26 protein-coding genes are annotated in these 26,463 nt (G+C 63.0%); 17 read left to right on the forward strand and 9 right to left on the reverse strand.

What is annotated here, in order from left to right; genetic code table 11:
- Positions 1-129 precede the first annotated feature (129 nt).
- The 6 genes from EFR00_RS01110 to EFR00_RS01135 all read left to right on the forward strand — a co-directional run bounded on the left by EFR00_RS01110 (position 130) and on the right by EFR00_RS01135 (position 4,751).
- Positions 130-903, forward strand: a complete 774-nt coding sequence (locus EFR00_RS01110; RefSeq protein WP_077994360.1) for an SDR family oxidoreductase — start codon at positions 130-132, stop codon at positions 901-903.
- The gene (locus EFR00_RS01115; protein ID WP_077994357.1) at positions 900-1,607 is read left to right on the forward strand and encodes an amino acid ABC transporter permease; all 708 of its coding nucleotides are present in this window, start codon (positions 900-902) and stop codon (positions 1,605-1,607) included. Before EFR00_RS01110 ends, EFR00_RS01115 begins: the two co-directional genes overlap by 4 nt.
- Positions 1,604-2,359 carry an amino acid ABC transporter permease gene (locus tag EFR00_RS01120; protein ID WP_077994350.1) on the forward strand — a complete coding sequence of 252 codons (756 nt, stop codon included), beginning with the start codon at positions 1,604-1,606 and terminating at the stop codon, positions 2,357-2,359. The genes EFR00_RS01115 and EFR00_RS01120 overlap by 4 nt, the downstream gene beginning before the upstream one ends.
- Positions 2,356-3,120, forward strand: a complete 765-nt coding sequence (locus EFR00_RS01125) for an amino acid ABC transporter ATP-binding protein (protein ID WP_040113072.1) — start codon at positions 2,356-2,358, stop codon at positions 3,118-3,120. The genes EFR00_RS01120 and EFR00_RS01125 overlap by 4 nt, the downstream gene beginning before the upstream one ends.
- 31 nt (positions 3,121-3,151) lie before the next feature.
- The gene (locus EFR00_RS01130; RefSeq protein WP_077994349.1) at positions 3,152-3,988 is read left to right on the forward strand and encodes an ABC transporter substrate-binding protein; all 837 of its coding nucleotides are present in this window, start codon (positions 3,152-3,154) and stop codon (positions 3,986-3,988) included.
- An 88-nt stretch (positions 3,989-4,076) separates the two neighbouring features.
- Positions 4,077-4,751: a 4-carboxy-4-hydroxy-2-oxoadipate aldolase/oxaloacetate decarboxylase gene (locus tag EFR00_RS01135; RefSeq protein ID WP_077994348.1), complete on the forward strand. Its 675-nt coding sequence runs from the start codon at positions 4,077-4,079 to the stop codon at positions 4,749-4,751.
- 85 nt (positions 4,752-4,836) lie between these two features.
- Here EFR00_RS01135 and EFR00_RS01140 read toward each other — a convergent pair whose 3' ends face one another.
- Positions 4,837-5,871, reverse strand: coding sequence for a LacI family DNA-binding transcriptional regulator (locus EFR00_RS01140; RefSeq protein ID WP_077994347.1), 1,035 nt, complete (start codon positions 5,869-5,871; stop codon positions 4,837-4,839).
- Between the two features lie 160 nt (positions 5,872-6,031).
- Here EFR00_RS01140 and EFR00_RS01145 point away from each other — a divergent pair, with 160 nt between their 5' ends.
- From EFR00_RS01145 to EFR00_RS01185, 9 genes are all read left to right on the forward strand, one after another.
- Positions 6,032-7,006 (forward strand): sugar ABC transporter substrate-binding protein, encoded by a 975-nt coding sequence (locus tag EFR00_RS01145; protein WP_077994346.1) that lies wholly within the window; start codon positions 6,032-6,034, stop codon positions 7,004-7,006.
- Between the two features lie 107 nt (positions 7,007-7,113).
- Positions 7,114-8,160, forward strand: coding sequence for an ABC transporter permease (locus tag EFR00_RS01150; RefSeq protein WP_077994344.1), 1,047 nt, complete (start codon positions 7,114-7,116; stop codon positions 8,158-8,160).
- Between the two features lie 10 nt (positions 8,161-8,170).
- Positions 8,171-9,169, forward strand: coding sequence for an ABC transporter permease (locus tag EFR00_RS01155; RefSeq protein WP_077994336.1), 999 nt, complete (start codon positions 8,171-8,173; stop codon positions 9,167-9,169).
- Positions 9,170-9,179: 10 nt separating this feature from the next.
- Complete coding sequence (locus EFR00_RS01160) at positions 9,180-10,001, forward strand: ATP-binding cassette domain-containing protein (protein ID WP_077994335.1); 822 nt, start codon at positions 9,180-9,182, stop codon at positions 9,999-10,001.
- A gap of 107 nt (positions 10,002-10,108) precedes the next feature.
- Complete coding sequence (locus EFR00_RS01165; protein ID WP_040143154.1) at positions 10,109-11,014, forward strand: sugar phosphate isomerase/epimerase family protein; 906 nt, start codon at positions 10,109-10,111, stop codon at positions 11,012-11,014.
- The gene (locus EFR00_RS01170) at positions 11,011-12,036 is read left to right on the forward strand and encodes a Gfo/Idh/MocA family oxidoreductase (protein WP_040143152.1); all 1,026 of its coding nucleotides are present in this window, start codon (positions 11,011-11,013) and stop codon (positions 12,034-12,036) included. Before EFR00_RS01165 ends, EFR00_RS01170 begins: the two co-directional genes overlap by 4 nt.
- A gap of 31 nt (positions 12,037-12,067) precedes the next feature.
- The gene (locus tag EFR00_RS01175) at positions 12,068-13,240 is read left to right on the forward strand and encodes a Gfo/Idh/MocA family protein (RefSeq protein WP_077994334.1); all 1,173 of its coding nucleotides are present in this window, start codon (positions 12,068-12,070) and stop codon (positions 13,238-13,240) included.
- Positions 13,241-13,320: 80 nt separating this feature from the next.
- Positions 13,321-14,262, forward strand: coding sequence for a sugar phosphate isomerase/epimerase family protein (locus tag EFR00_RS01180; RefSeq protein ID WP_077994332.1), 942 nt, complete (start codon positions 13,321-13,323; stop codon positions 14,260-14,262).
- Positions 14,263-14,370: 108 nt separating this feature from the next.
- A complete protein-coding gene (locus EFR00_RS01185) occupies positions 14,371-15,555 on the forward strand; it encodes a hypothetical protein (protein WP_077994330.1) in 1,185 nt (394 codons plus the stop codon).
- Here the strand turns inward: EFR00_RS01185 and EFR00_RS01190 are convergent.
- Genes EFR00_RS01190 through EFR00_RS01225 form a run of 8 tightly spaced genes read right to left on the reverse strand, consistent with a single transcriptional unit; the run spans position 15,552 to position 23,740 of the window.
- Positions 15,552-16,565 carry a succinylglutamate desuccinylase/aspartoacylase family protein gene (locus EFR00_RS01190; protein WP_077994328.1) on the reverse strand — a complete coding sequence of 338 codons (1,014 nt, stop codon included), beginning with the start codon at positions 16,563-16,565 and terminating at the stop codon, positions 15,552-15,554. The two genes, EFR00_RS01185 and EFR00_RS01190, sit on opposite strands and share 4 nt — an antisense overlap.
- 31 nt (positions 16,566-16,596) lie before the next feature.
- On the reverse strand, positions 16,597-16,941 hold the full coding sequence (locus tag EFR00_RS01195) for a RidA family protein (protein ID WP_077994327.1): 345 nt from the start codon (positions 16,939-16,941) through the stop codon (positions 16,597-16,599).
- Between the two features lie 36 nt (positions 16,942-16,977).
- Positions 16,978-18,288 (reverse strand): alanine racemase, encoded by a 1,311-nt coding sequence (locus EFR00_RS01200; protein WP_077994323.1) that lies wholly within the window; start codon positions 18,286-18,288, stop codon positions 16,978-16,980.
- Positions 18,281-19,237 (reverse strand): amidohydrolase family protein, encoded by a 957-nt coding sequence (locus EFR00_RS01205; protein ID WP_077994321.1) that lies wholly within the window; start codon positions 19,235-19,237, stop codon positions 18,281-18,283. Before EFR00_RS01205 ends, EFR00_RS01200 begins: the two co-directional genes overlap by 8 nt.
- On the reverse strand, positions 19,234-20,175 hold the full coding sequence (locus EFR00_RS01210; protein WP_040143135.1) for an ABC transporter permease: 942 nt from the start codon (positions 20,173-20,175) through the stop codon (positions 19,234-19,236). The genes EFR00_RS01205 and EFR00_RS01210 overlap by 4 nt, the downstream gene beginning before the upstream one ends.
- Positions 20,172-21,134, reverse strand: a complete 963-nt coding sequence (locus EFR00_RS01215; protein ID WP_077994319.1) for an ABC transporter permease — start codon at positions 21,132-21,134, stop codon at positions 20,172-20,174. The genes EFR00_RS01210 and EFR00_RS01215 overlap by 4 nt, the downstream gene beginning before the upstream one ends.
- Positions 21,131-22,645: a sugar ABC transporter ATP-binding protein gene (locus EFR00_RS01220; RefSeq protein WP_077994318.1), complete on the reverse strand. Its 1,515-nt coding sequence runs from the start codon at positions 22,643-22,645 to the stop codon at positions 21,131-21,133. Before EFR00_RS01220 ends, EFR00_RS01215 begins: the two co-directional genes overlap by 4 nt.
- Before the next feature lie 21 nt (positions 22,646-22,666).
- The gene (locus EFR00_RS01225) at positions 22,667-23,740 is read right to left on the reverse strand and encodes an ABC transporter substrate-binding protein (protein WP_077994660.1); all 1,074 of its coding nucleotides are present in this window, start codon (positions 23,738-23,740) and stop codon (positions 22,667-22,669) included.
- A 249-nt stretch (positions 23,741-23,989) separates the two neighbouring features.
- On the opposite strand from EFR00_RS01225, the gene EFR00_RS01230 reads away from it, so the two are divergent.
- Positions 23,990-24,775 (forward strand): IclR family transcriptional regulator, encoded by a 786-nt coding sequence (locus EFR00_RS01230; protein WP_077994316.1) that lies wholly within the window; start codon positions 23,990-23,992, stop codon positions 24,773-24,775.
- A 329-nt stretch (positions 24,776-25,104) separates the two neighbouring features.
- Positions 25,105-26,457 (forward strand): LLM class flavin-dependent oxidoreductase, encoded by a 1,353-nt coding sequence (locus EFR00_RS01235; protein WP_040113060.1) that lies wholly within the window; start codon positions 25,105-25,107, stop codon positions 26,455-26,457.
- Positions 26,458-26,463 lie beyond the last annotated feature (6 nt).

Below are 26,463 nucleotides of genomic sequence, written 5' to 3' on the forward strand. Positions count from 1 at the left end.
ATCACCGCATTCTCTTCTTCGGGAGACCGCACCTGCTCCATAACCGTTGCTTATTGCTCCAGAGATAATCGGTCTTAGGCAAGGGGTTAAAGCTTCGCTACTGTCTTCATCAATCACAAGGGAACTACAATGCCATTCTCCGACTACAAGACCGCACTGGTGACCGGCGCATCCTCCGGAATCGGCGCAGCCGTGGTTGAGCGGCTTCGCCGGGAGAACATCGAAGTCCATGCCGTTGCCCGCAGTGCCCAGGCGCTGCAGCAGCTGTCCGAGCGTACGGGCTGTATCGCTCATGCCATCGATGTGACCGATCGGCCGGCAATCGCCGAGCTCGCGGGCCGGGTGGAATTCGACATTCTCGTCAACAATGCCGGCGTCGACCGGCCGAAGAAGTTCCTGGAAGCCGACGAGGGGGATATCGATCTCATCGTCGATGTCAATCTGCGGGCGGTTCTGCATATCTGCCGCCTCGTCGTGCCGGGCATGGTGGCGCGAGACCGCGGCCACGTCATCAACATCTCGTCGATCGCCGGCGCCTATAATTTCGGCGGCAACTCGTCCTATCACGCCACCAAGGCGGGAGTGAGCATGCTGTCCAACCAGCTGCGCATCGACGCTTTCGGCAAGCGGGTGCGGGTCACGGAAATCTGCCCCGGCCGGGTCGCCACCGATATTTTCAATCACGTCCACGGCGATGACCCCAGCATCCGGGAGCGGTTCATCGATGGTTTCGAACTGCCGCAGGCGGCCGATATCGCCGACGCGATCGCCTTCGCCATAGCGGCTCCCGTCGCCGTCAACATCGGACATATGGAGATCACGCCGACGCTGCAGGTCATGGGCGGCCTGCAGACGGCGAAGCCGAAGCCGAAGACGGATCCATCCGGGGAGCCAACCCCGTGAGCGGTTTCGACCTTTCGGCAATCCTCGGAAATCCTGAATATTCGGCGATGCTGCTGCATGGCATCCAGATGACCTTCATCATCTATGCCGGGTCCTGGACGCTGGCGATGGCGCTCGCACTGCTGCTGCTCGGTATACGCCTGTCGCCCTTTCGCTTCGGCGATCCGTTGGTCGCCGCTTACGTTTCCTACCACAGAAACGTCCCGACGCTGGTGCAGCTGATGCTGTGGTATTTCGGGATCTTCACCCTGATGCCGAACGGGGTCGCGACATGGCTCGCCAGCCATAATGCCGAGGCGATTTTCGCGGTGATCGGGCTCGGGCTCTGCCAGGCGGCCTATTTCAGCGAAGATCTTCGTTCGGGCGTGCGCTCGGTCAGCGACGGCCAGATGCAGGCCGCCCGTGCGCTCGGCCACGGTTACGTCTCGGCTATGCGCTTCGTCATTATGCCGCAGGGCGTGCGCAACGCGCTGCCGCCGCTTATCAATCACAGCGTCTCCCTGTTCAAGAACAGCAGTCTCGCCGTCGTCATCGGCGCCTCGGAGCTGACGCATGCCGTCAAGGAAGTCGAAAACCTGAGCTTCCGCACCTTCGAAATCTACCTGATCGGCACGGTTCTCTACCTCTTCTTCTCGCTCGTGATCATGAGCATCGGCGCCTATCTGTCGATGCGCGCAGATCCCGCCTGGAGGGCGCGCGCATGATCCAGGACATGATCGCCATCGTCCGCGACTACTGGCTGCTGCTCCTGATCGGCCAATATCCGAACGGACCGCTCGGCGGGCTCGCCAATACGCTGATCCTGTCGGCGCTCAGCATCGCTTTCGCCTTTCCTATTAGCATCCTGTTTGCAATGGCGCGGCTTTCCAAGTCGCCGCTGCTGCGCTGGCCGGTCACGGCACTTGTCTATTTCACCCGTGGCGTGCCGCTCTTGATGCTCATTTTGTGGAGCTATTTCCTGGTTCCGCTGCTGACCGGCGCAGACGTGCCGAGCTTCGTCACCATGCTGACGACGCTGGTGGTCTATCAGAGCGCCTTCCTCAGCGAAGTCGTCCGAGCGGGCATCGTCGCCCTCGGACCCGGCCAGATGGATGCGGCGAGGGCGCTCGGCCACGGCTACATGGGCGCGATGCGCTACATCATCCTGCCGCAGGCGCTCTACAACATGATCCCGAGCATCATCTCCACCTTCGTCTCGACGATCAAGGACACGACACTCGGCTATGTGATCAACGTGCCTGATCTGACCTTTGCGGCAAGCCAGGTCAACAACCAGCTGCTGACGCAACCCTTCCAGGTCTTCCTCATTCTGGCAATCGTCTACTTCATCATCTGCTGGACGCTGACCTACTTCGCCAATCGCCTCGAGCGGCGCATCACCCGGCGGCGTGCGGGACTTCTCGTGCCCGCCGCTGCCGTGGTCACGCCGTCGAAAATCGTATCGGAGCAGCTATGACCATGTCCGTTTCAACGCAGGAATCGCAGACGATCCGGCTTTCTCAGGTCTGCAAGAGCTACGGCGACTACCCGGTCCTGAAGGATATCGACGCGCAGGTCGCACGTGGCGAGGTCGTGGTCATCTGCGGACCCTCCGGATCGGGAAAATCGACGCTGATCCGCACGATCAATCGCCTCGAGGAGATCAACAGCGGATCGATCACGCTCGAAGGGCAGAACATTCATGCCTCGATGCGGGCAAGGGAACTCAATGCAATGCGCAGCCGGATCGGCTTCGTGTTCCAGAACTTCAACCTGTTTCCGCATCTTTCGGTCGCCGAAAACGTCTCGATGTCGCCGATCCGGGTGAAGGGTGTGGCGCCCGAGATCGCGCATGAAAAGGCCCTCAAGCTGCTCGATCGGGTCGGCCTTGCCGACAAGGCCCGCGCCTATCCCGGTCAGCTGTCGGGCGGCCAGCAGCAGCGGGTGGCGATCGCTCGTGCGCTTGCCATGGAACCGCCGGTGATGCTGTTCGACGAACCGACGAGCGCGCTCGATCCCGAGATGGTCGGCGAAGTGCTCGCCGTCATGAAGAGCCTGGCCGCCGAAGGCATGACCATGCTCTGCGTTACCCACGAAATGGGTTTTGCACGCGAGGTCGCGGACCGGATCTGGTTCATCGATGCCGGCCAGATCATCGAAACGGCGACCCCAAAGGAATTCTTCAGCAATCCGCGCCATCCCCGGGCTCAGCGTTTCCTCGCTGATCTCAGGCACTGATACCAACGATCAAAAACAAAGGAGAACAGCAATGAACTGGAAATACCTAAGCCTCACCGTCGCATTTGCCGGCATCGCGGCCGCCATGCCGGCAAAGGCCGATCAGCTCGACACCATTATGTCGGCCAAGACCTTGCGCTGCGCGACGTTCGCCGACGTTCCGCCATTTGCCTCGCCGGATCCGAAGACCCGTGAGATGGCCGGTTTCGACGTCGACCTCTGCGGCGCCATCGCCAAGGAATTGGGCGTCAAGGCTGAAATCAAGCCGGTCTCGGTCGAGGCGCGCGTGCCCGAGGTCAAGCTCGGCCGCGTCGATATTACCGTCGCAAACCTTGCCTATACACTGAGCCGCGCCGAACAGATCCAGTTCAGCGATCCCTATTATCTCGCCAAGGAAATGCTGATCGTGCCGGCCGACGATGCCGGCAAGACAAAGGCCGATTACGCCGGCCAGCGCATCGCCTCGACCAAGGGCTCGACATCGGAAATGTCGATCAAGCTCAACAAATCCGACCCGCTGACCTTCCAGGATACCGCATCGGCCTATCTCGCCGTCCAGCAGGGGAAGGCGCGCGGCATGGTCGCCAACACCATGACGACGACCAAGTTCGTCAATGAATCGAAGAGCAAGGGCAAGGAAATGCGGATGATCGAGGAGCCGATGCTCTACCAGCCGATCGGCATCGGCATGGCCAAGGATCAGCCGAAGCTGACGGCCAAGATCAACGAAATCCTGCGCAAGCTCGACACATCGGGCGAGATCAACAAGATCTGGGACAAGTGGCTCGGCCCGAATACCGAATACAAGATGACCCGCACCGATAAGGTCGTGCCGCTCTCCGAGCTGAAATTCGACCCGATCCCGTAGACCGACCGGTCTCGGAACCTCCCGAAGACATTCAACCGAGATAAGACGGCGGGATTTGCCCGCCGTCTACCAACGACGTGAGGCACCCATGATTCATATAAAAGACATCGCTGAACGGCCCAGCAAAGCTGACATCGAGGCCGTTTCGAAATTTTCGCCGGCGACCATCCACGAAGCCCAGGGGCGCCGCGGCGCGCTCTCCTCCCGCCTCAAGCCGGTCGACTACCGCATGAAACTCTGCGGCCCGGCCTTCACGGTCAAATGCGCGCCGCGCGACAACATCATGCTGCAGCTCGCCATCAACTATGCAAAGCCCGGCGATATCATCGTCGTCTCGGCGGGCGAATATGAGGAAGCCGGATCCTTCGGCGATGTGCTCGCCAATGCCTGCCTTGCCAAGGGCATCGGCGGTCTCGTGACCGATACCGGCGTGCGCGACACGCTGCAGTTGCGGGAACTCGGCTTCCCGGTCTTCTCGCTTAGCGTCTGCATCAAGGGCACGGTGAAGGAAACCATTGCGGCGGTGAACGACCCGATCATCGTCGGCGGCGAAACCATCAATCCCGGCGACATCATCGTCGGAGATGCCGACGGCCTGGTGGTCGTGCGCAGGCAGGAAGCGCAGGAAGCAGCGAGGCTTTCGCAGGCCCGCGAAGATGCCGAAGCCGGCTATATCGCCGCCTATAAGGCGGGCAAATCGGTCATCGAGGTCAGCAATCTGGCGCCGGTGCTGAAAGCCAAGGGCCTTGTCGTCAATATCTGAGACGACACACGGATAACCTCTTTCCAAGCCCGCGCCGGCTTCCGGTCGCGGGCTTTAGTCGCGGCGAACGCCGCGATGGGGCATCTCAGATATTCTCTGGCGTCACGATTTCAAAGGTAATGGTCCGCTGAATCGTGGCACCCGACGCACCCTGCGTGATCGTTTCAATCATCGTCTCGACCAGCGCCGTGGACGTCTGTTCCAGCGGATGACAGAGAGCCGCGGTAATCATCCCCTCTGACAGGCCCTTTCGCGTCTCCGGGCCAATGTCCCGGCAGACGAGGCGAATGCTCCGGCGCCGCTCCTGCGGCACTTCCCTCAGCGCCCGCAAGACCCCGGAAATGCCGCCGCCGACAATCAGAATGCCGGTGAGATCATCCGTCGTCGCCAAGAGTTCCTTGACCATCCGATAAGCCTCGTTCGGCTCTTCATGCGTGGGGCGGCTGTCCTCGATGGTCAGATGCGGCGCGTGTTCGCGCATATAGGAGCGGAAGCTTGCATCGGAGACGTCCTGACACTGGTAACGATGGTTGCCGATGAAGACGGCAATGCGCCCCGGCCCATGGCTCATGTTCGAGATCAGCCATGCCGCCGTCCGCCCCATTTTCCAATTGTCGGCTCCGACATAAGCGGCCCGTTCCCGGGCGGATTGGTCGGTAATATAGGCGATGACCGGCTTACCCTTCTCGTGCAGCTCGCGGATGGCCTGGGCGATCACCGGGTGATCGGCGGCGACGACGGCAACGGCGTCGCAATTTGCACCGAGCGCCTTGAGCCGGCCGGCAATATTTTCCGGGGTCAGGAGATCGACAAAGTCGACCAGGGGATCGATGACCTCATCGCGCCTGGCGCGGCATGCCTCGACGATCTTCTTGCCGAAGAGTTGGTAGAGCTCGCGGCTGGATTGCTGCAGCAGAAAGCCAAGCCGGTATTTCGGCGCCGACTTACGCAGCCGGTCCTCGATTGCGCCTGCGCCGTAAAAGCCGATCCGCTCCGCGGCGGCCTGGACGCGCTGCACGGTCGTGCCTTTGACGGAGGCGGTGCCGGCCAGAATCCGATTGACGGTCGCAATGGAGACATCGGCCTCCTTGGCAAGATCGGAGATGGTCGGCCGCCGCATGATTATTGCTCTCCATCGTCGGAGTGTTCATATCATTATGATTGATACTCTATGACACTTTATGCATGTTTAGTATGATTTCACATTTCGAGAATTTCAAGCGGTGATATCTTTCTCCTCACGGTCACGCCAGGAAGGCGGGCCATGGGAGGAGATTGAGATGAGTAAATTCCGCCGCCTTGCGGCAAGCGTATCGGCTGCCGCGATCATCACCTGCACTGCCACGGCCGTTATGGCCGCCAACATCTTCGTTGTCGGCGGCAAGCCCGACGATCCGTTCTGGTCGATCGTCAAGCGCGGCGCCGAGGATGCCGGCAAGGTCGTTGAGGCACAGGGCGGCAAGGTCGTCTGGCTCGGCCCGCAGAATTACGACAATCTCGGCGTCGATGCGGCCGAGCTGATCCGCCAGGCCATCGACCAGGGCGCCGATGCGATCGTCGGTCCGGACTGGGTGCCGGAGGCGATGGACCCTGCCTTCAAAGCGGTCGTCGACAAGAAGATTCCGCTGGTTATCTATAATGCCGGCGGCATCGAAGCCGCCGATCGCCTCGGCGCGATGAACTATGTCGGCTCCAACGACTATCTCTCCGGCAAGGCCGCGGGCAGCTACTTCGCCAAGCACGACCTGAAAAACGCCGTCTGCCTCAACACGCTGCCGGGTGCGGCAAACATCGAGGCGTTCTGCAAAGGCATGACCGATGGCGTGACGGAAGGTGGCGGCGTCGGTTCGGCGCTGCCGCTGCCGGCGACGTCATTCGGTTCAGCCACCGCCGTGGCGCAGGCGCTCAAGGCGCATCTGCTGCAGCATCCGGAGATCAAGGCCGTCTTCGCGATCGGCAACGTCGATACGAACTCCGCAGTCAACGGCGTGACACAGGCCGGCAAAGCGGGACAGGTGAAGGTCTGCGGCATGAACATGGATGAAACCGTTCTGAACAACATCAAGAGCGGCAGCCAGCTTTGCGCGATCGACCAGCAGGGTTACCTGCAGGGCTATCTGGCCGTCTCGATCCTGAACGGCAACGTCAATTACGGGCTCACCGTGCCGACCCGGGAGATCCTGACCGGCCCCGGCGTCATCGACGCTTCCAACGTCGACGCCACCTTGGCAGGCGTGAAGGCCGGCGCTCGGTAAGGGGATCGGCCGGACGTGGTGAAGCTGCCTGCCCCTCACGCGGGCGGCTTCCATTCTTTCAGAAGCGCCGACCGTTATCGGTCATGCGGCTTTATTGGTGGTGTCAAATGAACGCGAGAAACGATGTCCTCGCCCCGTCGATTCCTTCGGGCGGCCATGCCAAAGCGACCATCGGTCAGCTTTCCCGACGCCCTGAAGCGGGCTCGTTGCTGGGCCTGATTGCGGTTTTCGTCTTCTTCGCCCTGCTGGGCGGCAAGGTCTTCCTGTCCGCTGCGGGCTATGCGAGCTGGCTCAACGTCGCCGCCGAGATCGGCATCGTCGCGCTGCCGATCGGGCTCCTGATGATCGCAGGCGAAATGGACCTCTCGATCGGCGCGGTGATCCCGGCATCCTCCCTGACGGTGGCAATCGTTTCCGGCCATTACGGCCTGCCTGAAATCGTCGGGATTTCCGCCGGCCTCAGCGTCGGGCTCCTCGTCGGACTTTTCAACGGTTATCTCGTCAACCGCACCCGTGTCCCGTCCTTGATCGTCACCATCGGCTCGATGTTCGCCGTCATGGGCCTGACGCTGGGCTTTACCGTGCTGATCGCCGGCAGCACCGGCGTGTCGCTGGTGCCAAGCCCGGCGGTCAAAGCGATCCTCGGCGATTTCATCGGTGGCATGTTCCAGGTGACGATCTTCTGGTGGGTGCTGTTTGCGGCAGCGTTTTTCTGCCTGCTGCACATCTCGCCCGTCGGCAACTGGATCTTTGCCCTCGGCGGCGACAAGGTCTCGGCCCGGAACGCCGGCATTCCGACGGAACGACTGACCATCGCCCTCTATATGCTGTCGGGCTTTTCCGCCGCTTTCGTCGGCGTCAGCCAGGTGCTCGTCTACCAGAGCGCTCAGGTGCTCGGCGGGCAATCCTTCATCTTCAATTCGATCATGTGCGTGGTCATCGGCGGCGTGCTTCTGACCGGAGGCGCCGGATCGGTGGTGGGCATCGTCTTCGGCACGCTCACCTTCGCGATCGTCAATCAGGGCATCTATTTCACCGGCATAGACCCGAATCTCGGCAGCGTCATCATCGGCGCGCTCCTGCTGCTCGCCGTGATGATGAACGACAAGTTCCGGCTGATGGCGATGTCCTATGCAGCGAAAAAGAAGAAGTGAGAGCGAAGAGATGAACGGCTTTTCTATGGGACAGTTTGTACGCCGCCCGGAATTCGGCGCCGTCTTGAGCTTCGTCGCGGTGATTGTCTTCTATGTCGCCTTCGGTGGAGTCAGCCTCGGCGCGCTCTTCGGTGCGGCAAGCTGGGTCAATTTCGCCGCCAATCTCGGTATCGTCGCCCTGCCTGTCGGCCTTCTGATGATATCAGGCGAACTCGATATCTCGATCGGCGCGATGATCCCGGCAGGCTCGATGACGATCGCCATTCTCTCGGGCTATTACGAGCTGCCGATCGTCATCGGCATGCTCGGCGTGCTCGCCATCGGTGTCCTCGTGGGCCTGGTCAACGGTCTCCTGGCGGTGCGCACCAGCGTGCCTTCGCTGATCATCACACTCGGCACGCTGGTTGCGGTGCAGGGGCTCGTGCTTGCGGGTTCCGTCATCCTGACCGGGGCCGCTTCGGTTCCGCTCAACGCGCCGGCCTGGGCCAAGACGGTGTTCGGCGATCTCATCCAAGGCAAATTCCAGGTGATCATCCTGTGGTGGCTGGCGCTGACCCTGATCTTTGGTTTTGTGCTGCACGCGACGCGCTACGGCAACTGGATCGTCGCCATGGGCGGAGACGAAGTCAGCGCGCGCAATGCCGGCATCCCGACCGACCGGCTGCGGATCGTTCTCTTCATTCTCTCGAGCACGGCCGCCTCTTTCGTCGGAATGTGCGGCGCCATCCTGTTCAATTCCGCGCAGGTCTCAGGCGGCATGAACTACATCTTCAATACGATCGTCTCGATCGTGGTGGGCGGCGTGCTGCTCACCGGCGACTTCGGTTCGGTCGCCGGGATCTTTCTCGGCGCGCTGACCTTCGCCGTCGTCAGCCAGGGCATCTACTTCACCGACATCGACCGTAATTGGTCCAACCTGATTATCGGCGTGATGCTGATGGCCGCCGTTCTGATGAACAACACGTTCCGGCAGATGGCCTTGAGCTTCGTGCCGAAGAAAAGGAAGTGAGCGTCAAACCATGTCCGACCATATTCCGATCCTTGAACTCCAGAATGTCGACAAGAGCTTCGGCCCGATCGACGTGCTGCACGACATCTCGCTCAAGGTCCGTGCAGGCGAGGTGCTCTGCCTGCTCGGCGATAACGGCGCCGGCAAATCGACGCTGATCAAGACGCTTGCGGGTGTCCACAAGCCGACGCGCGGCGCCATTCTGATGGATGGCAATCCGGTCGAATTCAGCGGGCCGCGCGATGCGCAGGAAAAGGGCATCTCGGCAGTGCATCAATTCGGCGGCACATTTCCGCTGATGTCGATCGGCCGATCCTTCTTCGTCGGCGTCGAGCCGACCAAGGGCTGGGGTCCGTTCAAGGTCTATGACCGCAGGAAAGCCAATGAGATTGCCGTCAAGGCCGTGCAGGATTTCGGCATCACCCGGATCGACGATGGCGACCGCCTTGTCGGCGGCCTTTCCGGCGGCGAACGCCAGTCGCTCGCCATTGCCCGGGCCGTGCATTTCGGCGCGCGCGTGCTGATCCTTGACGAACCGACGGCCGCTCTCGGCGTGAAGCAGGCAGCGCATGTGCTCCGGATCGTCAATGAAGCAAAGCGGCGGGGTCTGGCGGTGATCTTCATCACCCACCAGGTCATGCATGCCATGGCGGTGGGCGATCACTTCGCCGTTCTCATCCGCGGCGCAATCGCCGCCGATTTCCGCCGGGGCGAGAAGACCCGCGAGGAGATTACTGACCTGATGGCCGGCGGCGAGACCATGGCAGGCCTCGAAGCTCAAATCGATACTTACATGGCAAGCCATGAGGGACACCCGCCGCCAGCCGAGTAACTGCCGACGGCACCACAAACGACACAGCGCAAAACACACAGCGTCCGGCAGCGTCAGAAAGACCGCCGCCGGGAAAGGAAAATCATGTCTGGAATTCGGAGGTCAAAATGAAGATCGCAATCGACCCCTTCATGCATCGGCATCTCTCGCTCGAGGAATTGCCGGGAAAGGTCAAGGAACTCGGCTACGACTGGATCGAACTCTCGCCGCGCGGCGATTTCCTCGAATGGTTCAAGGCGCCGCGCGTCTTTCCCGAGCGGATCAAGTCGTTAAAGCGCTCGCTGAAGGAGGCGGATGTCGGCATCGCCTCGCTGCTGCCGATGTACCGCTGGGCCTCCAACGACGAGACCGAACGCAAGGCCGCCGTCAAGCACTGGAAGCGCGCCATCGAGATCGCCGTCGAGCTGGAAGTCGACACGATGAATTCCGAGTTCGGCCGCGGCCCGCATCCGGACAGGGGATCCTGCTACTGCTGCCATACAGGCTCGATGATCGAGGCTTGCGAGGACGCCTGGTGGCGCTCAATGGAGGAACTGGTGCCGCTCTTCGAGCGCGAGGGCATCCAGCTCAATGTCGAACCGCATCCGGAAGACTGGTGCGAAACGCTGCAGCCGGCGCTCGACATCATCCGCACTGTCAATTCGAAGAGCGTCAAGTTCCTCTATTGCGCCCCGCATACCTTCTATTTCGGCGACGACACCAAGGCGATGCTGCGTGAGGCGAAGGACGTGCTGGCACATGTCCATGTCGGCGACACCTTCAACCACAAGGCCTCATCCGGCCTTCGTTATATCCTCAACCCGCCCGGCACCAATGCCCGGGTGCACCAGCACCTCAATATCGGCCAGGGCGAGGTTCCCTGGGAGGAGTTCTTCGGCACGCTCGCCGAGATCGGTTTCGACGGCATCATGACCGCCTGCGTCTTTGCCTGGGAGGACAAGGCCGATCAGAGCGGCACCTTCATGCGCGCGGAAATGCAGCGTTACATCGATAAGCACTGGGGGGCGAAATGACCCTTCAGGTTGGCGTCATCGGCACCGGCATGATCGGTCAGGATCATATCCGCCGCCTGACGAACGTCGTTTCCGGTGTCGAAATCGTCGGTGTCACCGACATCGACCAGATCCGCGCCGCCGCTGCCGCCCCTGCGGGGGCGGAGGTGTTCGCCACCCCTTCGGCACTGATCTCTTCGGAAAAAGTCCAGGCCGTGATCATCTCTTCCTGGGGGCCGGCGCATGAGGAGCAGCTGCTTGCCTGCATTGCCACCGGCAAGCCGGTGTTCTGCGAAAAGCCGCTGGTGACCTCCGAGGCGGCAGCGCTCCGCGTGATGGAGGCGGAAATGGCCTTCGGCAGGCGGCTCGTCCAGGTGGGTTTCATGCGCCGTTTCGATGCCGATTATCGCCGCCTGAAGGCGGTCATCGACGGCGGGAGACTCGGCGCGCCGCTCATGTTTCATTCCGTGCATCGCAATGCCTCGGTTCCCGAAGGGCTCTACACCTCCGAGATGCCGCTGAACGACACGCTGGTCCACGATGCCGATATTTCCCGCTGGCTCCTGTCGGATGAAGTCACCGGCGTGGAGGTGCGTGTGCCGCGCCGCTCCTCGCGCGGCGGGGAATTGCGCGACCCGGTTTTCGTCCTCCTGCACATGGCCTCGGGTGCGCTTGTTGACGTCGAGATTTCGGTGAACATCGCCTATGGTTATGACATCCGCGGCGAGATCAGCTGCGAGGCGGGCGTCGCCGCGCTGCCGAACCGCCCGGCAACCGTGATCTCGGATTCGCACGGTATTCGCCAGGCGATCCCCGAGGATTGGCGCGAGCGCTTCGTTGAAGCTTACGACCAGGAATTCCGCGAATGGATCGCCGCCGCCTCTGAGGGAACGGCCGGGGGTCCTTCCACCTGGGATGGGTACGCGGCCACGCTGGTGGCCGATGCCGCTCTGAGAGCCGTGACCAGCGGCGGCCTCGAACCCGTCAACATGATACCGAAACCCACGCTTTACGCCCCACCGACCGCCATGGCGGCGGAATGATGCGGCAGGCCATTTCAGGAGCAATGATCGGATGATCAACGGAGAAAGATCCATCGAGCGCCCCTTGCGCTGGGGCATGGTCGGCGGCGGCCGCACCGGGCAGGTGGGCTATAAGCATAGAACCGGCGCCCAGCGGGACGGCACCTACCGGCTCGTCTGCGGCGCCTTCGACCTGGACGCCGAGCGCGGGCGCGATTTCGGCACGAAGATCGGCGTCTCAGCCGACAGATGCTATGGCGACTACAAGGAGCTGATCGCCGGGGAGGCGGGGCGCGAGGACGGCGTCGAGGTCGTCTCGATCGCCACGCCGAACTTCACCCATTACGAGATCACCAAAGCGTGCCTGGAAGCCGGGCTGCACGCGATCTGCGAAAAGCCGCTGTTCTTCACCGTCGCCGAATGCGAGGAAATCGCCAAGCTCGCCGAAGAGCAAGGCCTGATCGTCGGCGTCACCTATGGTTTCACCGGCCATCCCCTGGTTCATCAGATGGCGGCGATGGTCAAGAAGGACATGCTCGGCGAAATCCGCATCGTCGACATGCAATATACCCACGGCTTCAATTCGGGCGACGACGCCGGCGCCGGCGAGGCGGTGAAATGGCGCACCAATCCGAAGACCGCCGGCCCGACCTTCGTTCTCGGCGATATCGGCACCCACCTCTATTATCTCTCCGAAGTGGTGCTGCCGCATCTGAAGATCGAAAAACTGCTCTGCGACCGCAAAGCCTTTATTCCGACCCGCGCGCCGCTCGAAGACCACGCAACCGTTCTCATGCATTACGACAACGGCGCCCGCGGCCGTCTCTGGGTGTCGTCGGTCAATGCCGGCAACATGGGTTCGCAGCGCTACCGTTTCGTCGGCTCCAAGGCTTCGATCGAATGGTCGGATGCCCAGCCCGACCAGCTGATTTACGAAGTCCAGGGCGAGCCGAACCGCACCCTGCACCACGGCATGCCCTATCTCGAAGAGGAAAGCCTCGCGGCCGACCGCATGGGCGCACTGCACACCGAAGGCCTCGGCGACAGCTGGGCGAACATCTACCTCTGGATCGCCCAGGCGATCGACGCAAAGCGCCGCGGCGACGAAGCTTTCCTCAGGAGCCACCATTATCCCGGCATCGAAGCCGGCACCGAAGGCGTGCGCTGGCTGGAAAACTGCGTCCGCTCGGCTGATGCGGGTGCCGCCTGGGTCGACTTCAAATAGTTCCCTCCGGAGGCGCGCCGGGATCTCCTCCACCCCCTCACAGGGCGCGCCCTCATTTTTCATAAGGAAAGATCGAGACGATGAAACTCTCCATTTGCACCGACGTGATGGGCAACCTGTCATTTACTGATATGCTCGACAAATGCGTTGAACTCGGCGTCGAGGGCATCGAAATGACCGGCGGCGGCTGGTCGCGTGCCCCGCATTTCCGCGCTGACGAGCTGCTTGAAGACAAAGGGCTTTTGAAAACCAGGCTCAGGGAAATCGAAGCCCGCGGCCTTGAAATTGCGGCGCTGAACTGCTCGGCAAACCCGCTCGATCCTGGCGACATGGGCAAGCGCCACCGCAAGGAAATGGAACAGACGATCCGTCTTGCCGGCGAGATCGGCGTCAAAACCATCGTGACGATGTCCGGACTTCCGGAAGCCGCGCCCGGTGACATGGTGCCGAACTGGCTGGTCTACACCAAGAGCTGGCCGGACGAGATGCCGGAACGCGACCGCTACCAGTGGGAAGACCGCGCCTTCCCGCTCTGGCACGATCTGGTCAAGCTCGCCAAGGAAGTCGGCGTCGAGAGATACGCTCTCGAAAACTTCTCAGCCATGCTGGTCTGGAACCCGGAAACCCTGTTCCGTCTGCGCAATGAGGTCGGGCCGTCCGTCGGCATGAACCTCGATCCGAGCCATCTGTTCTGGAAGGGCGCCGACCCGATTGCTTCGGCCCGGGCGCTGGGTAACGCAATCCATCATTGCCACGGCAAGGACACCCGCATCGAGCGTGGTCTCGCCGACGTCAATGGTCTTCTGGAACTGAAGGACGTCACCGACGTCGCCAACCGCACCTGGAACTATGTCGCCGTCGGCGCAGGGCATGATCTGCAATGGTGGAAGGAGTTCTTCTCGGTGGTGCGGATGATCGGCTACAACGGCTGGGTCAGCCTCGAAATGGAAGACTTCACCATGTCGACCGAGGCCGGCATCCAATCCTCCATCGATGCGCTGCAAGCAACGATCAGCCGCTGACGGGGCAGGGGCGGGCGACTTTCGCCCGCCCTCCGCGTTCAAAGATCAGCCTGGACACTATTATGGACGCATGTTCTATAAAGCGGACAGATCTGAGCGGAGCGCGCCATGCACCTTTCCATGTGGACCTACCCCTGGGATATCCAGGACCAGGGGCTTGATGCGATTGCCGCCGAGTTTCGCAACCGGGCCGGCCTCAATACGATCAGCATGGCGGCCTCCTATCATGCCGGCCGCTTTCTCCAGCCGCGCAGCCCGCAGCAGAAGGCCTATTTTCCGGAGGACGGGACGGTTTACTTTCGGCCGGATGAAAGCCTGTGGCAGGACAAGCTGATCCAGCCGCTGATGGCGCGAAATGTCACCGAGCGCGGCGACGTGCTGGAGGCGCTGACCAGGGAGCGGGAAGCGACCGGTCTCGCTGTCTCCTGCTGGACGGTCTGCCTTCACAACAGCCGCCTCGGCATGCTGCATCCCGATCACGTGACGCGCAACGCCTTCGGCAATCCCAACTATTATAATCTCTGCCCCTCCAGCCCGGCGGCGCGCGCCTATGCCGTCACCCTTGTCCGCGACATCACCACCAACTATCGGCCGGATATGGTCGAGCTCGAAAGCCCGAACTTCATGGGCTTCGCGCATGAATACCATCACGAGAAAGACGGCGTCGGCCTCAATGCCGAAGACGATTTCCTGCTGTCGCTCTGCTTCTGCGACCATTGCACGGCGCGCGCGGCAAAGGCCGGTGTACCGGTCGAAAGCGCACGCCGATCGGTGGCGCGCTTCATCGCCGAATTCTGCGAACGTGATATCCCGGAACGCCAGTTCCCGGATTTTCCGGCGGCCGGCATCAATGCCTTCCTCGATCATCCGGATCTGCACGCCTATCTCGCCTGGCGTAGCGAGCCGGTGACCAGCCTCATCGGCGAGATCAAGGCGGCGGCCGATCCGGCGAGCCGGATCGTGCTGATCGACCTCAAGCACGGCTGGCTCGGCGGCGTCGATCTCACCGCCGTCGGCAGGCTCTGCGACGGGGCGATCCTCTGCTGCTACGACATGGAGCCGGATGCCGTCGGTGATGTCATCCGCACCGGCCGGGCGGCGATCGGCCCGGAAAAATTCCTCGGCGTCGGCTTGCGTGTCTTCTATCCCGAGGTCGGTGAAGCCGCGATACTGGCGGCCCGCGCCAAGGCCGCCGCCGATGCCGGGGCCGACGGCGTGAACTTCTACAATTACGGCCTCATCCCGGCAAAACGTCTCGACTGGGTCAGGGCGGCGGTCGACGGGATCAGCTAAGCGGCAATCGGTTCGGCGACCTGGATCAGGCAATCGCCGGCCTGACTGTCGCAATGCAGCCGGTGGGAAATGACGATGCCGCCTTCGGCAAAGCGCAGCTCTTCCTCCGGCTGCTCCGGGCGTTCCAGATCATGATACCATCCGGCCAGATCACCGGCCGAAACGGTGGCGCCAAGCGGGGCGGCCGGCTCGAACCAGCCTCTGCGATCGGCATAGATGCCCTGGCTGTGCCGCGACAGCGAAAGGAGCTGCAGCGGCCCCGGCTCGGCGAGCGGTGCGCGGGAGAGGACCGGACGCCCGATAATACCGAGTGTCACCAGCAGCCGGTCGATCGCTGCCGCCGTGAAGGCCATCGTCGCGGGCGTCACGGTTCCGCCGCCGCCGAACTCGCCGGAAAGACCAATGATGCCGGCCCTTGCCGCAGCTCCCATCGATGTCGGCGCCGCCCGCCCATTATCGGCGATGAAGGCATGCGATGCGCCCATCGCCCGCATAAGCGCGACGGACCGCTGGAAGCGGGTGGCGTCGGCCTGCCGCTCGATCAACGTGCAGGGCAGGTGTGCCATCGACGTGCCGCCCGAATGCAGGTCGAAGACGACGTCATGGCGCGGGAAGAGTTCGTGTTCTAGGAAATGCGCCAGGCGCGCTGTCGGGACCCCCGTGGGATCGCCGGGAAAGGCCCGGTTGAGGTTGCCGCCGTCGAAGGGCGAGCAGCGTTTGGCCGCCATCACCGCCGGCAGGTTCGCCATCGGCAGGATGGTGACGGCGCCACTTATGTCAGCGACGTGAAGCAGGCGCATCAACCGTCCGAGCTGCAGTTCGCCCTCGTATTCGTCGCCGTGGTTGCCGGCCATCAGCAGCAAAGACGGCCCTTCGCCATTTCTGAGGCGAAGGATCGGAATGCGGATCTGATAATAGGGCGAACGGTCGATCGAATAGGGAATAGCGAGTTGGCCGGCTTGGCGGCCCTCACGCAAAAAGTCGATCGGATTGACGAGGCCGCTATGCATGGTCCCTCCAGTGCGGGCGGTCGCCGCGCAGTTACAGCGCCGCCACCGCGGTCATTTCGACGCGCAGGTCCGGGTCGGCCAGGCGGGCTTCGGTGCAGGCACGGGCCGGCGGGTTTTCGATGTCGATCCAGCCGTCATAAACGCCGTTCATCGCCTCGAAATCGGTAATCGCCGGCAGGAAGATATTGACGGCGAGGAGACGCGAGCGATCGGTCCCGGCTTCCTTCAAAAGGGCGTCGATCTTGCCGAGCACATCGCGGGTCTGCTCCTCGATATCGGCCTTGCGGTTTTCCGCAACCTGACCGGCGATATAGACGAGACCTCCGTAGCTGACGGCCTGGCTCATACGCGAGCCCTTCTGATAACGCTGGATCATGCAGCTTTTCCTTTTCTTGGTTTAACGAGGGAGAATTCAGCCGAAGCTGGTCAGATAGGCTGCCGTCACCGAGTGATCCGGATCGAGGCCATAAAGGATCGCATGCCGGTCAAGGCACGTGCAGGGATGCGAGATGCCGAACTCGATGACGTCGCCCACGGCGACGTCGCTGTCATCGGCAAGCGCCATGAAGGCGTGCTGATCATTGAGGCGGAAAACCCTGGCGCCTTCGAGGTCGGCGAAGCACGTGCCATTGCGATAAAGCGCCAAGGGCCGCGGCAGGCCCTGGTCCATCGCCACATCGCGCATGCCCATACCTGAGATCGCAAGCCCTGGCTCCGGCCGCGACAGGACCTCGGCCCAGATCCTGAGCGCCGGACGGAAACCTGCCGCCGCGGAAACGATTTCGCCGCCGATGCGAAAGCCGCCGCGCGCATCGAGACCGGCAAGGCCACGTTCATAGACGCCATGATCGTGAAAGAAGATTGCGCCGCTGCGCAGCACCAGTCGGCAGGCGGGATCGGCTGCGACAACCGCTGAAAGCCGCGCAACCACGATATCGAAAAACGCCGAACCGCCTGCTGTAACGAGAAGCGGCCGCTCTCTTCCGATGCCAGCGCGGATCTTCGGCAGGAAATCTGATGTCATCGCCATCAGCGCGTCGATGCGAAGCATCGTCTCTTCCGGATCGGCGGTCGCCGCCGCGCCCTCATAGGCGGCGATGCCGCTCAGCCGGAAGGCCGGCGTCTCCACGGCAAGGATCGCATCGAGAATCGCCGCGCCAGCATCAGCGCTGCGAAGGCCGGCGCGGCCGGCGCCGAATTCCACCATCAGGCCGAGCGGTGGCAGATCTCCGCGTTCCAGCCAGGCGGAGGCAAGCGCCTCGACCAGCGCTGTCGAATCGACGAAGACGTGAACTTCCGCATCGGAATAGTCCGAAAGCAGCGCCGCCAGCCGGCGGGCGGCGGCGGCCCCGCCGATCTCATTGGCAAGGATCAGGCGGCGCTGCCCCGCCCTAAGCAGCACGGCGGCCTGGCGAATGTCGGCGACGGTCGTACCCCACGCGCCGGCCGAAAGAAGCATGTCCGCCAGCGCTGTCGACATCGGCGTTTTGGCATGCGGAGCAATGTCGGCGCTATTGCTCTTCACATAGGCCATCATCAGCTCGACATTCCCGGCGAAGGCCCGCCGGTCGAGCGAGAGCAGCGGCAGCGCCATCCTGCCGTCATATGGCTTCCACCCCTGCTGTCCGATCGCAACAGGCGAAAGAGGCGGATGGCCCGGGGGAAAGCCGCGCGTCCGCTCGTCGATCAGGATGTTTTCGTTCGCGGCATGAAGGTCAGACATGGGAGCCTCTCCCGATCTCGGCCGGATCGGCCAAACCAAAGCGATAGGTGTCGTTGGCGGTGGCAAAGAACAAAGCGCGCTGCTCGTCGAGGGAGAGCTCGGCGGCGACCGTGCGGAACACCTGATAGACCTCGTCGAAAGAAGCATGCAGGCCGGCGACCGGAAAATCGCTCGCAAACATCGCACGTTCAGGGCCGAAACAATCGAGGCAATGTGCAATCACCGGCCGCAGGCTTTCAAGCGTCCACGCATGGTCATAGGCGACGAGGTCGGAGATCTTCAGGCGCAAATTCGGCTCGCCGCCGAGCGCCCGCAGGCCGCGGCGCCAGAGCGCCATGCCGTCCTCCGTCCGGTCGATGGGGCTGCCGCCGTGGTTGAGGACGAAAAGCGTTTGCGGAAAGGCCCGCACCAGGTCGAGCGCCTCAGCCATCTGCCAGGGATAAAGCATCAGGTCGAAGACCAGCCCGAGCCGGGTGGCCGCGGCCAGTCCCGCGCGCCAGGCGGGATCGCCCATTCGATCCGGACGCGGCGCAAAACGCTTCGCCGCATCGGGATGCCAGCTCAGAATATCGCGGATGCCGACGACGTTTGGGTTTTCCGCTTCCGCTTCGAGCAGGCGCGGGGCATCCGGGCCGTCGAGAGGAACGCCGGCGATATAACGGTGCGCCACGCCGGAGCTGCGGTCGAGACCCTCCAGCCAGCGGCTCTCTTCCAGCGGGTAGGCAGCCGACCAGCCGGCCTCCACATGCACCGTCGCAACGACGTTCTGTTGCGCGGCATCGGCGCGATAATCGTCGATGCCGTAATCACGCAGGATCGGTCCGAGGTTTCCGACCACCATCTCCTCGCCGGAAGCCCGCGCCTTCTCAAGCCAGGGGTGGCGCTGCAGGCTGAGGTCCCAGAGGTGGTGGTGCGGGTCGATCACCGGCCCGTCATAGCGCTTCGTCATCGGCGCGCCTCGCGGCCGGACACCAGCAGCAGGGCGAGGATCAGCGTGCCGAACATGATCGAGCGCCAGCCGGGCGAGGCGTTGACGACGGTGATCAGCGCCGTTGTGGTGACGAGCAGGATCGCCCCCGGAATGGTGCCGGCATAGGTGCCGCGGCCGCCGAGGATGGAGGTGCCGCCGAGCACGACGGCGGCAATCGAGGTCAGCAGATAGGGGTCGCCGATGCCGACATAACCTTGCCGGTTCATGCCGAGCACCAGAATGCCCGCAAGCCCGGCGAAGAAGCCGGACAGGGTATGGACGATCAGCGTGTTGCGGGTGATGCTGACGCCGGAAAGCCGGGCGGCGAGCGGGTTTGCCCCGAGCGCCAGGAACCGGGCGCCGATCGGCATGCGGTGGACGAGCAGCAGGACGACGATCGCGACGGCGAGCCACAGCAGAATGCCCGAGGGAATGCCGAACGGCCGCGCCTGGCCGAGCAGAATGACGGCCGGATTGCTGACGGTGACGGCGCTGCCGCCGGCGACGATGACGAGCAGGCCCTGCAGGAAGGTCGCCATGGCAAGCGTCATGATGATCGGCGGCACGCGAAGATAGGCAGCACCCGCTCCATTCATCAGGCCGATTACCGTGGCGATGGCAAGGGCTACGGCGATACCGGCAAGGCCGGTCGGATCCCAGGCCGGAGAGATCAGGGGCAACAGGATAGCTGTGACGGTGATAACAGCGCCGACCGAAAGGTCGATGCCGCCCATCAGGATGACGAGCGTCTGACCGGCCGCGACGATGCCGATCACCGCAGCGAGTTCAAGCAGGTAGCGCAGATGGCCATAGGCGCCGAAACCGCGCAATGTGAAGCTTGCAACGATCCAGACGAGCGCGACCAGAAGGAAGGTCAGCAGCGGCGGATTGCGAAACGCGGATCTGACGATGTTCATCGCCTTGCCCTCCAACCGTTAAGAAGTTCCGGCACGGCGACCGCGCCGACGATGATCAAGCCTTGCGCGACATATTGGGCGACCGGCGGAAAGCCCATGAAGAACATCACGTTGATCATCACCGAGAGCAGCAGGCTGCCGCAGATCGCGCCGCGCATCGTGCCCTTGCCGCCGAGGAAGCCGACGCCGCCGAGCACGGCGGCGGCGATCGAGTTCAGCGTGAAGGGTGTGCCGATGACAGGATCGCCCGAGCCGGTCTGTGCGGCGACAAAGAGGCCGGTCAGCGCCGCAAGCAGACCGGAGAGTGCGAAGGCTGCGACCTTCACCCGTTCGACCGGCACGCCGGAGCGAAATGCGCCGACCGGGTTGTCGCCGGCGGCATAGATTCCGAGGCCGAGCGGCGTTGCAAGAAAGGCTTTCCAGAGCGCCAGGATCACGATGAGCAGCAGGAAGGCGACGGGCGTGTGGCCGGCAAGCACCGTCGACAGCCAGTCGGGAATGAAGCCGCCCGGCCGCGGCAGCAGGATGAGCGCGACGCCGCTGATGATGAAGGAGCCGGCCAGCGTGACGATGATCGCCGGCAGCCTCAGATACGTGACGATGGCGCCGATGACGGCGCCGATCGAAAGGCCGGCGAGCGCGACCGCGACAATGCCGCCCGGTACGCCGAGCACCCCTTGCATCGTCGTCGCCGCGATCACCGCGCCGAGGCTGACGAGCGGGCCGATCGCCAGCGTGATGCCGCCGTTCAGCATGAGCAGCGCCTGTGCCATGGTGACGAGGGCGAGCGGGAACCAGTTTTGCGTGAACTTGGAAAATCCGCCGATGGTCAGGATGCCGGGAAAGAGCACCGCGTAGAGGATGAGAAAGCCGGCGACGACCAGATAGAGGCCGGCAAGGCCGCGGTTGCGGCGGAGCTGGATCGAACCGTAGAGCCGGGATGACGAAATCGTGCTCATGCCGCCTCTCCCCGCGGCGTAGCCGCAATACCCATGGCCGCCCCGACGATCGCGCCTTCGCTGATCGCATCCTGCGATAGTGTTGCCGCGACGCGGCCCTCGCGCAGAACCACGACGCGGTCGCAGAGATGGACGAGTTCCGGCGTATCCGCACTGACGAGAATGACGAGCCGCCCCTCGGCGGCGAAGGCGCGCAGCATCAGGTAGATTTCCCGCTTGGTCTCGATGTCGACACCGCGGGTCGGATCGTTGAGAAGCAGAATGGAGGGATCGAGCGGCAGCCACTTGGCAAGCGCCACCTTCTGCTGGTTGCCGCCGGAAAGCGCCTGCACCGGGCGGGCCGTATCGCCCTTGATGGTTAGCCGGCGGGCGAGGTCGGCGACCAGGCCGCTTTCCGCCGGCCGGTCGCGCAGTCCCTTGCGGGCGAGCCGTCCGAGCGAGGGTAGGATGAGATTGGCGGCGATGGAGTGGGGCAGCACCAGTCCCTCATGTTTGCGGTCGGCCGGCACATAGACGATGCCCGCCGCATTCGCCGCACCGACATTTGCGGGCAGGCCCGGTTTGCCTGATACTTCCGCCCGGGCGGCAGACGCGGGAATCGCGCCATAGAGGCCGAGCAGCAGGTCTTCCTGCCCCTGTCCCACCAGCCCGCCGATGCCGACGATCTCGCCAGCGCGGCCGAAGAAGCCGATATGGCGGACCATGCCGGCAGAAAAATCCTCGACACTGATGCGCATCACGCCGGGCTTGGCGACTGGGCGCGGCGGAAACAGGTCGCCGGTCTCGCGGCCGACCATCAGCCGAACCAGCCCCTCGCCATCTATGCCGGAGAGCGACTGGTCGGCCGTGACGCCGCCGTCCTTCAGCACCGTGACATGCGAGCAGAGCGCCTGCACCTCGTTGAGGCGGTGGGAAATATAGAGGAGTGCGGTACCGCGACCCTTGAGCGTTTCGATGAGGCGGGCAAGGATGCCGGCTTCATGGGCGGAGAGCGATGAGGTCGGCTCGTCCAGGATGAGCACGCGCGGCTTGCGAAACAGCGCCTTGGCGATCTCCACCATCTGACGACGACCAAGCGAGAGATCGGCGACCGGCATGTCGAGCGGTTCGGCGAGCCCGACCATGTCGCAGACCTCTCGTACGCCGCGATGCAGCGCTCGATAGTCGATGAGACCGAACCGGCGCGGAAAGGCGCCGGTCCCGATGTTTTCGGCAATCGACAGGCTGGCCGTCAGGCTCAGCTCCTGCTGAACCACGGCGATGCCTGCCGCGCGCGCCGCCGCCGGGCTGAAACGCCCGACAGGCTTGCCGTCGACAAGAATGGACCCACTGTCAGGCGAGAGGGCGCCGGACAGGAGATTGATCAGCGTCGACTTCCCGGCGCCATTCTCGCCGAGCAGGGCGTGAACCCTGCCCGGCAGAAGAGCGATATCAACGCCCTTCAGGACCGGATTGCCGAAAAATCCCTTGAACACCTGCCGGGCTTCCAGCAGGGGTCTTTCTTCCGTCATGACGGCATCCCTCAATCCGGATTATTTGGTGGCAAGCAGCTTGTCGAAGAGCGCCTTGTCATAATCCGAGTAGATATAGCCGTCAGCCGGGAACTTGTCGGCCCGGGCGAGGTAGCTGCCGATGGTGCTGTCGTCGATGACGGGCAGCGGCACCTTGACGAAGGAGGGCACGTCCTTGCCTTGCAGCGCCTGCACGGCGGTATAGACGGAAAGTGCACCGAGCCAGTTCGGCTGCATCGTCGCCCAGCCCTTCAGGCCCTTCTCCTTCCACAGTTCCAGGAACTGCCGGGCATTTTCGCCCGTTGTCGGCACCTGGTCGCGGCCCTGGCGCTCGAAGGCGAGGACGGAACCGGCCGACAGCGCGCCGCCGAGCGACAGCACGCCGTCGATCTCAGGATTGGCAAACAGCAGACTGGTCATCGCTTCCTGTGCCGGCGCGACGTTATATTCGGTGTTGGTCTCGGTGATCACCTGCAGACCCGGATTGGCGTCGAGCACCGGCTGGGCACCCTTGCGACGGTCGTCGCTGACCGAAATGCCGGCCGGGCCGTTCATGATGATGATCTTGCCCTTGCCGCCGAGCTGGTCGACCATCCACTTGGCGGCGGTCGCGCCCCATTCGTTGGAATCGGTGTTGATCTTCGCCGTCACCTTGTCGGTATTAACAAGGCTGTCGAAATTGACGACGGCAATGCCCTTGTCGCAGGCATCAGAAATGACGCGGTCGAGCGCGTTGGAGGATCCGGCGATGACGACGATGGCGTCGACATTGGCGTCGATCATCGACTGAATATGCTGGATCTGCGTCTGGGCGTTGCCCTGCGCGTCCGTGATCATCAGGTCCTTCACGAGACCCGCCTTTTTCAGCTCCTCCACCTCGGCGGTGATGGTGCCTTCGGTCTGCTTCATCCAGGTCGGCACCGAATAGATGTTCGCCCAGCCGATCGTATAAGGCGCTTTCCTGTCGCCCTTGATGCAATTGGCGGCGGCCGAGGCCGTTCCCGTGGAAAAGACGAGGAGGGCCGCGGCAGCAGCAGCGCCCGCGAGAAGGCGGCGGCGCAGTGAAACGGAAATGCTTTCTTCAAAATTCTTCATGTCGATCCCCTTTTTGCGGCAGCGCTGGCGGCTTGCCATTTATATCTGTCCGCTATATTGTACATATGATCTTTATACCGGACGAGTTGATCTTATGCCGATTTTTTTACCCCGCAAGAGGGGGTGCGAAGATTCATTTGCGAAGCATGACGCGATCGATTGACAGTCGCGGCAGACGGCTTGAAAAGCTTGGCCGGACAAGAACAGAGCCCGACAAGCACGGGGCCCAAGAAGAACGGATTGACAGTGATGGATGCAGTTCAGGACGAAGCAGCCGGCAAGCGCGCCCGAGGGCTCGACCGCGCCTTCGAGATCCTCGATTTCCTGCGCCAGAAGCGGCAGGCCTTGAAGCCGAATGAAATCGCCGCGCAGATCGGTGCGCCGCGCTCATCGGTGTACGAACTCGTCAACCTGCTGCTGAGCAATGGCATTCTCGAATTCACCGGCGGCGAGGGGCGCGTCTATCTCGGCCGCAAGCTTTATTTCCTCGGCGCCGCCTATGAGAACCATTTCGATTTCACCCGCGAATGCGAGGCGACGCTGGAACGGCTTGCCGGCGAGACACGGGAGACGGCGCAGTTCTGCATGCTGGATGGCAACAGATACACAGTGGTGCGCATGCGCGAAGGCGCGCGGCCGTTCCGCATTTCGACCGATGTTGGCCAATCGGTGCCGATCCCGTGGACGGCGTCGGGCCGCCTGCTGGTTGCGCATCTGTCGGATCAGGACATCCTGAATTTCATTCCGCCGCAGGATTTCCGGCTGCCGGGCGGCGAATGGCTCGAGCCTCAGACCTTCATCGCCGAGGTGCGCCAGGCCGAGCGTGAAGGTCTCTTTACCTTCAACAGCATCGTTGACAGTTTCACCCATTGTTTTGCCGTGCCGGTGCGCGGCGAGGAAGGCCATGCCGCAGCTACACTCTGCCTCGTCACGCCCCGCGACGACGGCATCGCCAACCGGGACCGCTATCTCGACTGCCTGAAGAGGGCCGCCGCCGGCCTGGAGCATGCCCCGGCCCGGCCAAGACGGGGCTGACGCCTTGCATATCAAGGCATATCTGCCGGCACGGACATTCGTCGACAAGCCGGTGCGTCCGCAGGCGTTCAGCGACAGCCGCTAAAACGCCGCCCACCCGCCTGACATAGCCACGCAGCGACCGAGCGCAAGACGCCATCTTGCGGGCGCGCCGATCTCCGATTTCCAGATTCAGACCGATCCCGCAAAACTATTCACTCTTCTCCCGCAATTTGGAAATTAAGTTTCTCTATAAAATCTATGGAGAACGTACTCTAACGTCCTGACAAGCCAAACTGGCCTCGGCCCGAAACGACGGAGCCGTTGGCGGCAAACGGAGAGGACGCGAAATGACACGGAAAATCAGGCTTGGGGCATTTCTTCCTGGTGGCGGACAGCATGTAGCATCCTGGCGCCACCCCGACCAGCCGGCCGATGGCGCCACCAGTTTCGAATTTCACAAAAAGCTCGCTTTGACAGCCGAGCGCGGCCTCTTCGATGCCTATTTCCTGGCAGACGGACTGGCGGTCGGTTTCGGCGGCGCGCGTGAGGGCGGCAACGCCCGCGTGGCCGGCTTTGAACCTGTAACATTGTTCTCGGCGCTCGCGCCCCTGACCACACATCTCGGCTTCATCGCGACGTCGTCGACCACCTACGAGGAGCCTTATACCACTGCCCGGAAATTTGCTTCGCTCGACCTGATCTCGGACGGCCGCGCCGGCTGGAACGTCGTCACCACGACAGGCGACCTCACGGCGCAGAACTTCAACCGCGACACCCAGCTTCCGCATGCCGAGCGCTATCGCCGCGCCGCCGAGCACGTCGACGTCGTCCGCAAACTCTGGGAAAGCTTCGAGGACGACGCCTTCATCCGCGACAAGGAGACCGGCGTGTTCTACGACCCGGCGAAGCTGCACGACACCGATCATCGCGGCGAGCACTTCAGCGTGCGCGGCCCGCTCAACGTATCGCGCTCGCCGCAGGGCCATCCCGTGATCGTGCAGGCCGGGCAGTCCGAAGACGGACGCGGTCTTGCCGCGGCTACGGCCGAGGTGATCTTCACCGCCCATCAGCACATCGAAACCGCCCAGGAATTCTACCGGGATATCAAGGCACGCGCCCGCGGCCTCGGCCGTAACCCCGATCACATCCTGGTCATGCCCGGCGTTTCCGCCTTCGTCGGCAGAACCGAAGCGGAGGCGCGGGAGAAATACGACCGTCTGACGTCGCTCATCGTCGAAGAGGACGGGATCGGCCTCCTCAACGGCCTAACCGGCGGCACGCTCGACCTGCACGGCTATGATCTCGACGGACCGCTGCCGCCGGCGCCGCCGACCGAGGGCATGAAGAGCCGCCAAGCCCTCATCCGCCAGATCGCCGACGAAAACAACTTCACCATCCGCCAGCTCTATCAGTGGATCGCATCGGCCCGCGGTCACTACACCATCGTCGGCACTGCCGAACAGATCGCCGACACGCTGCAGACATGGTTCGAGAACGAAGCGGCCGACGGCTTTAACATTCTGCCGCCCTGGCTGCCGACCGCGCTCGACGACTTCGTCGATCTGGTCATCCCGGAACTGCAGCGCCGCGGCCTGTTCCGCACAGCTTATGAAGGCAAGACGCTGCGGGAAAACCTCGGCCTGCCTTTCCCGGCCAATCGATGGGCTGCGGGCCGTGCAGCTCTCCAGGCAGCAGAGTGAGGAGCG

The organism is Rhizobium sophoriradicis (assembly GCF_003939025.1).
GTDB lineage: Bacteria > Pseudomonadota > Alphaproteobacteria > Rhizobiales > Rhizobiaceae > Rhizobium > Rhizobium sophoriradicis.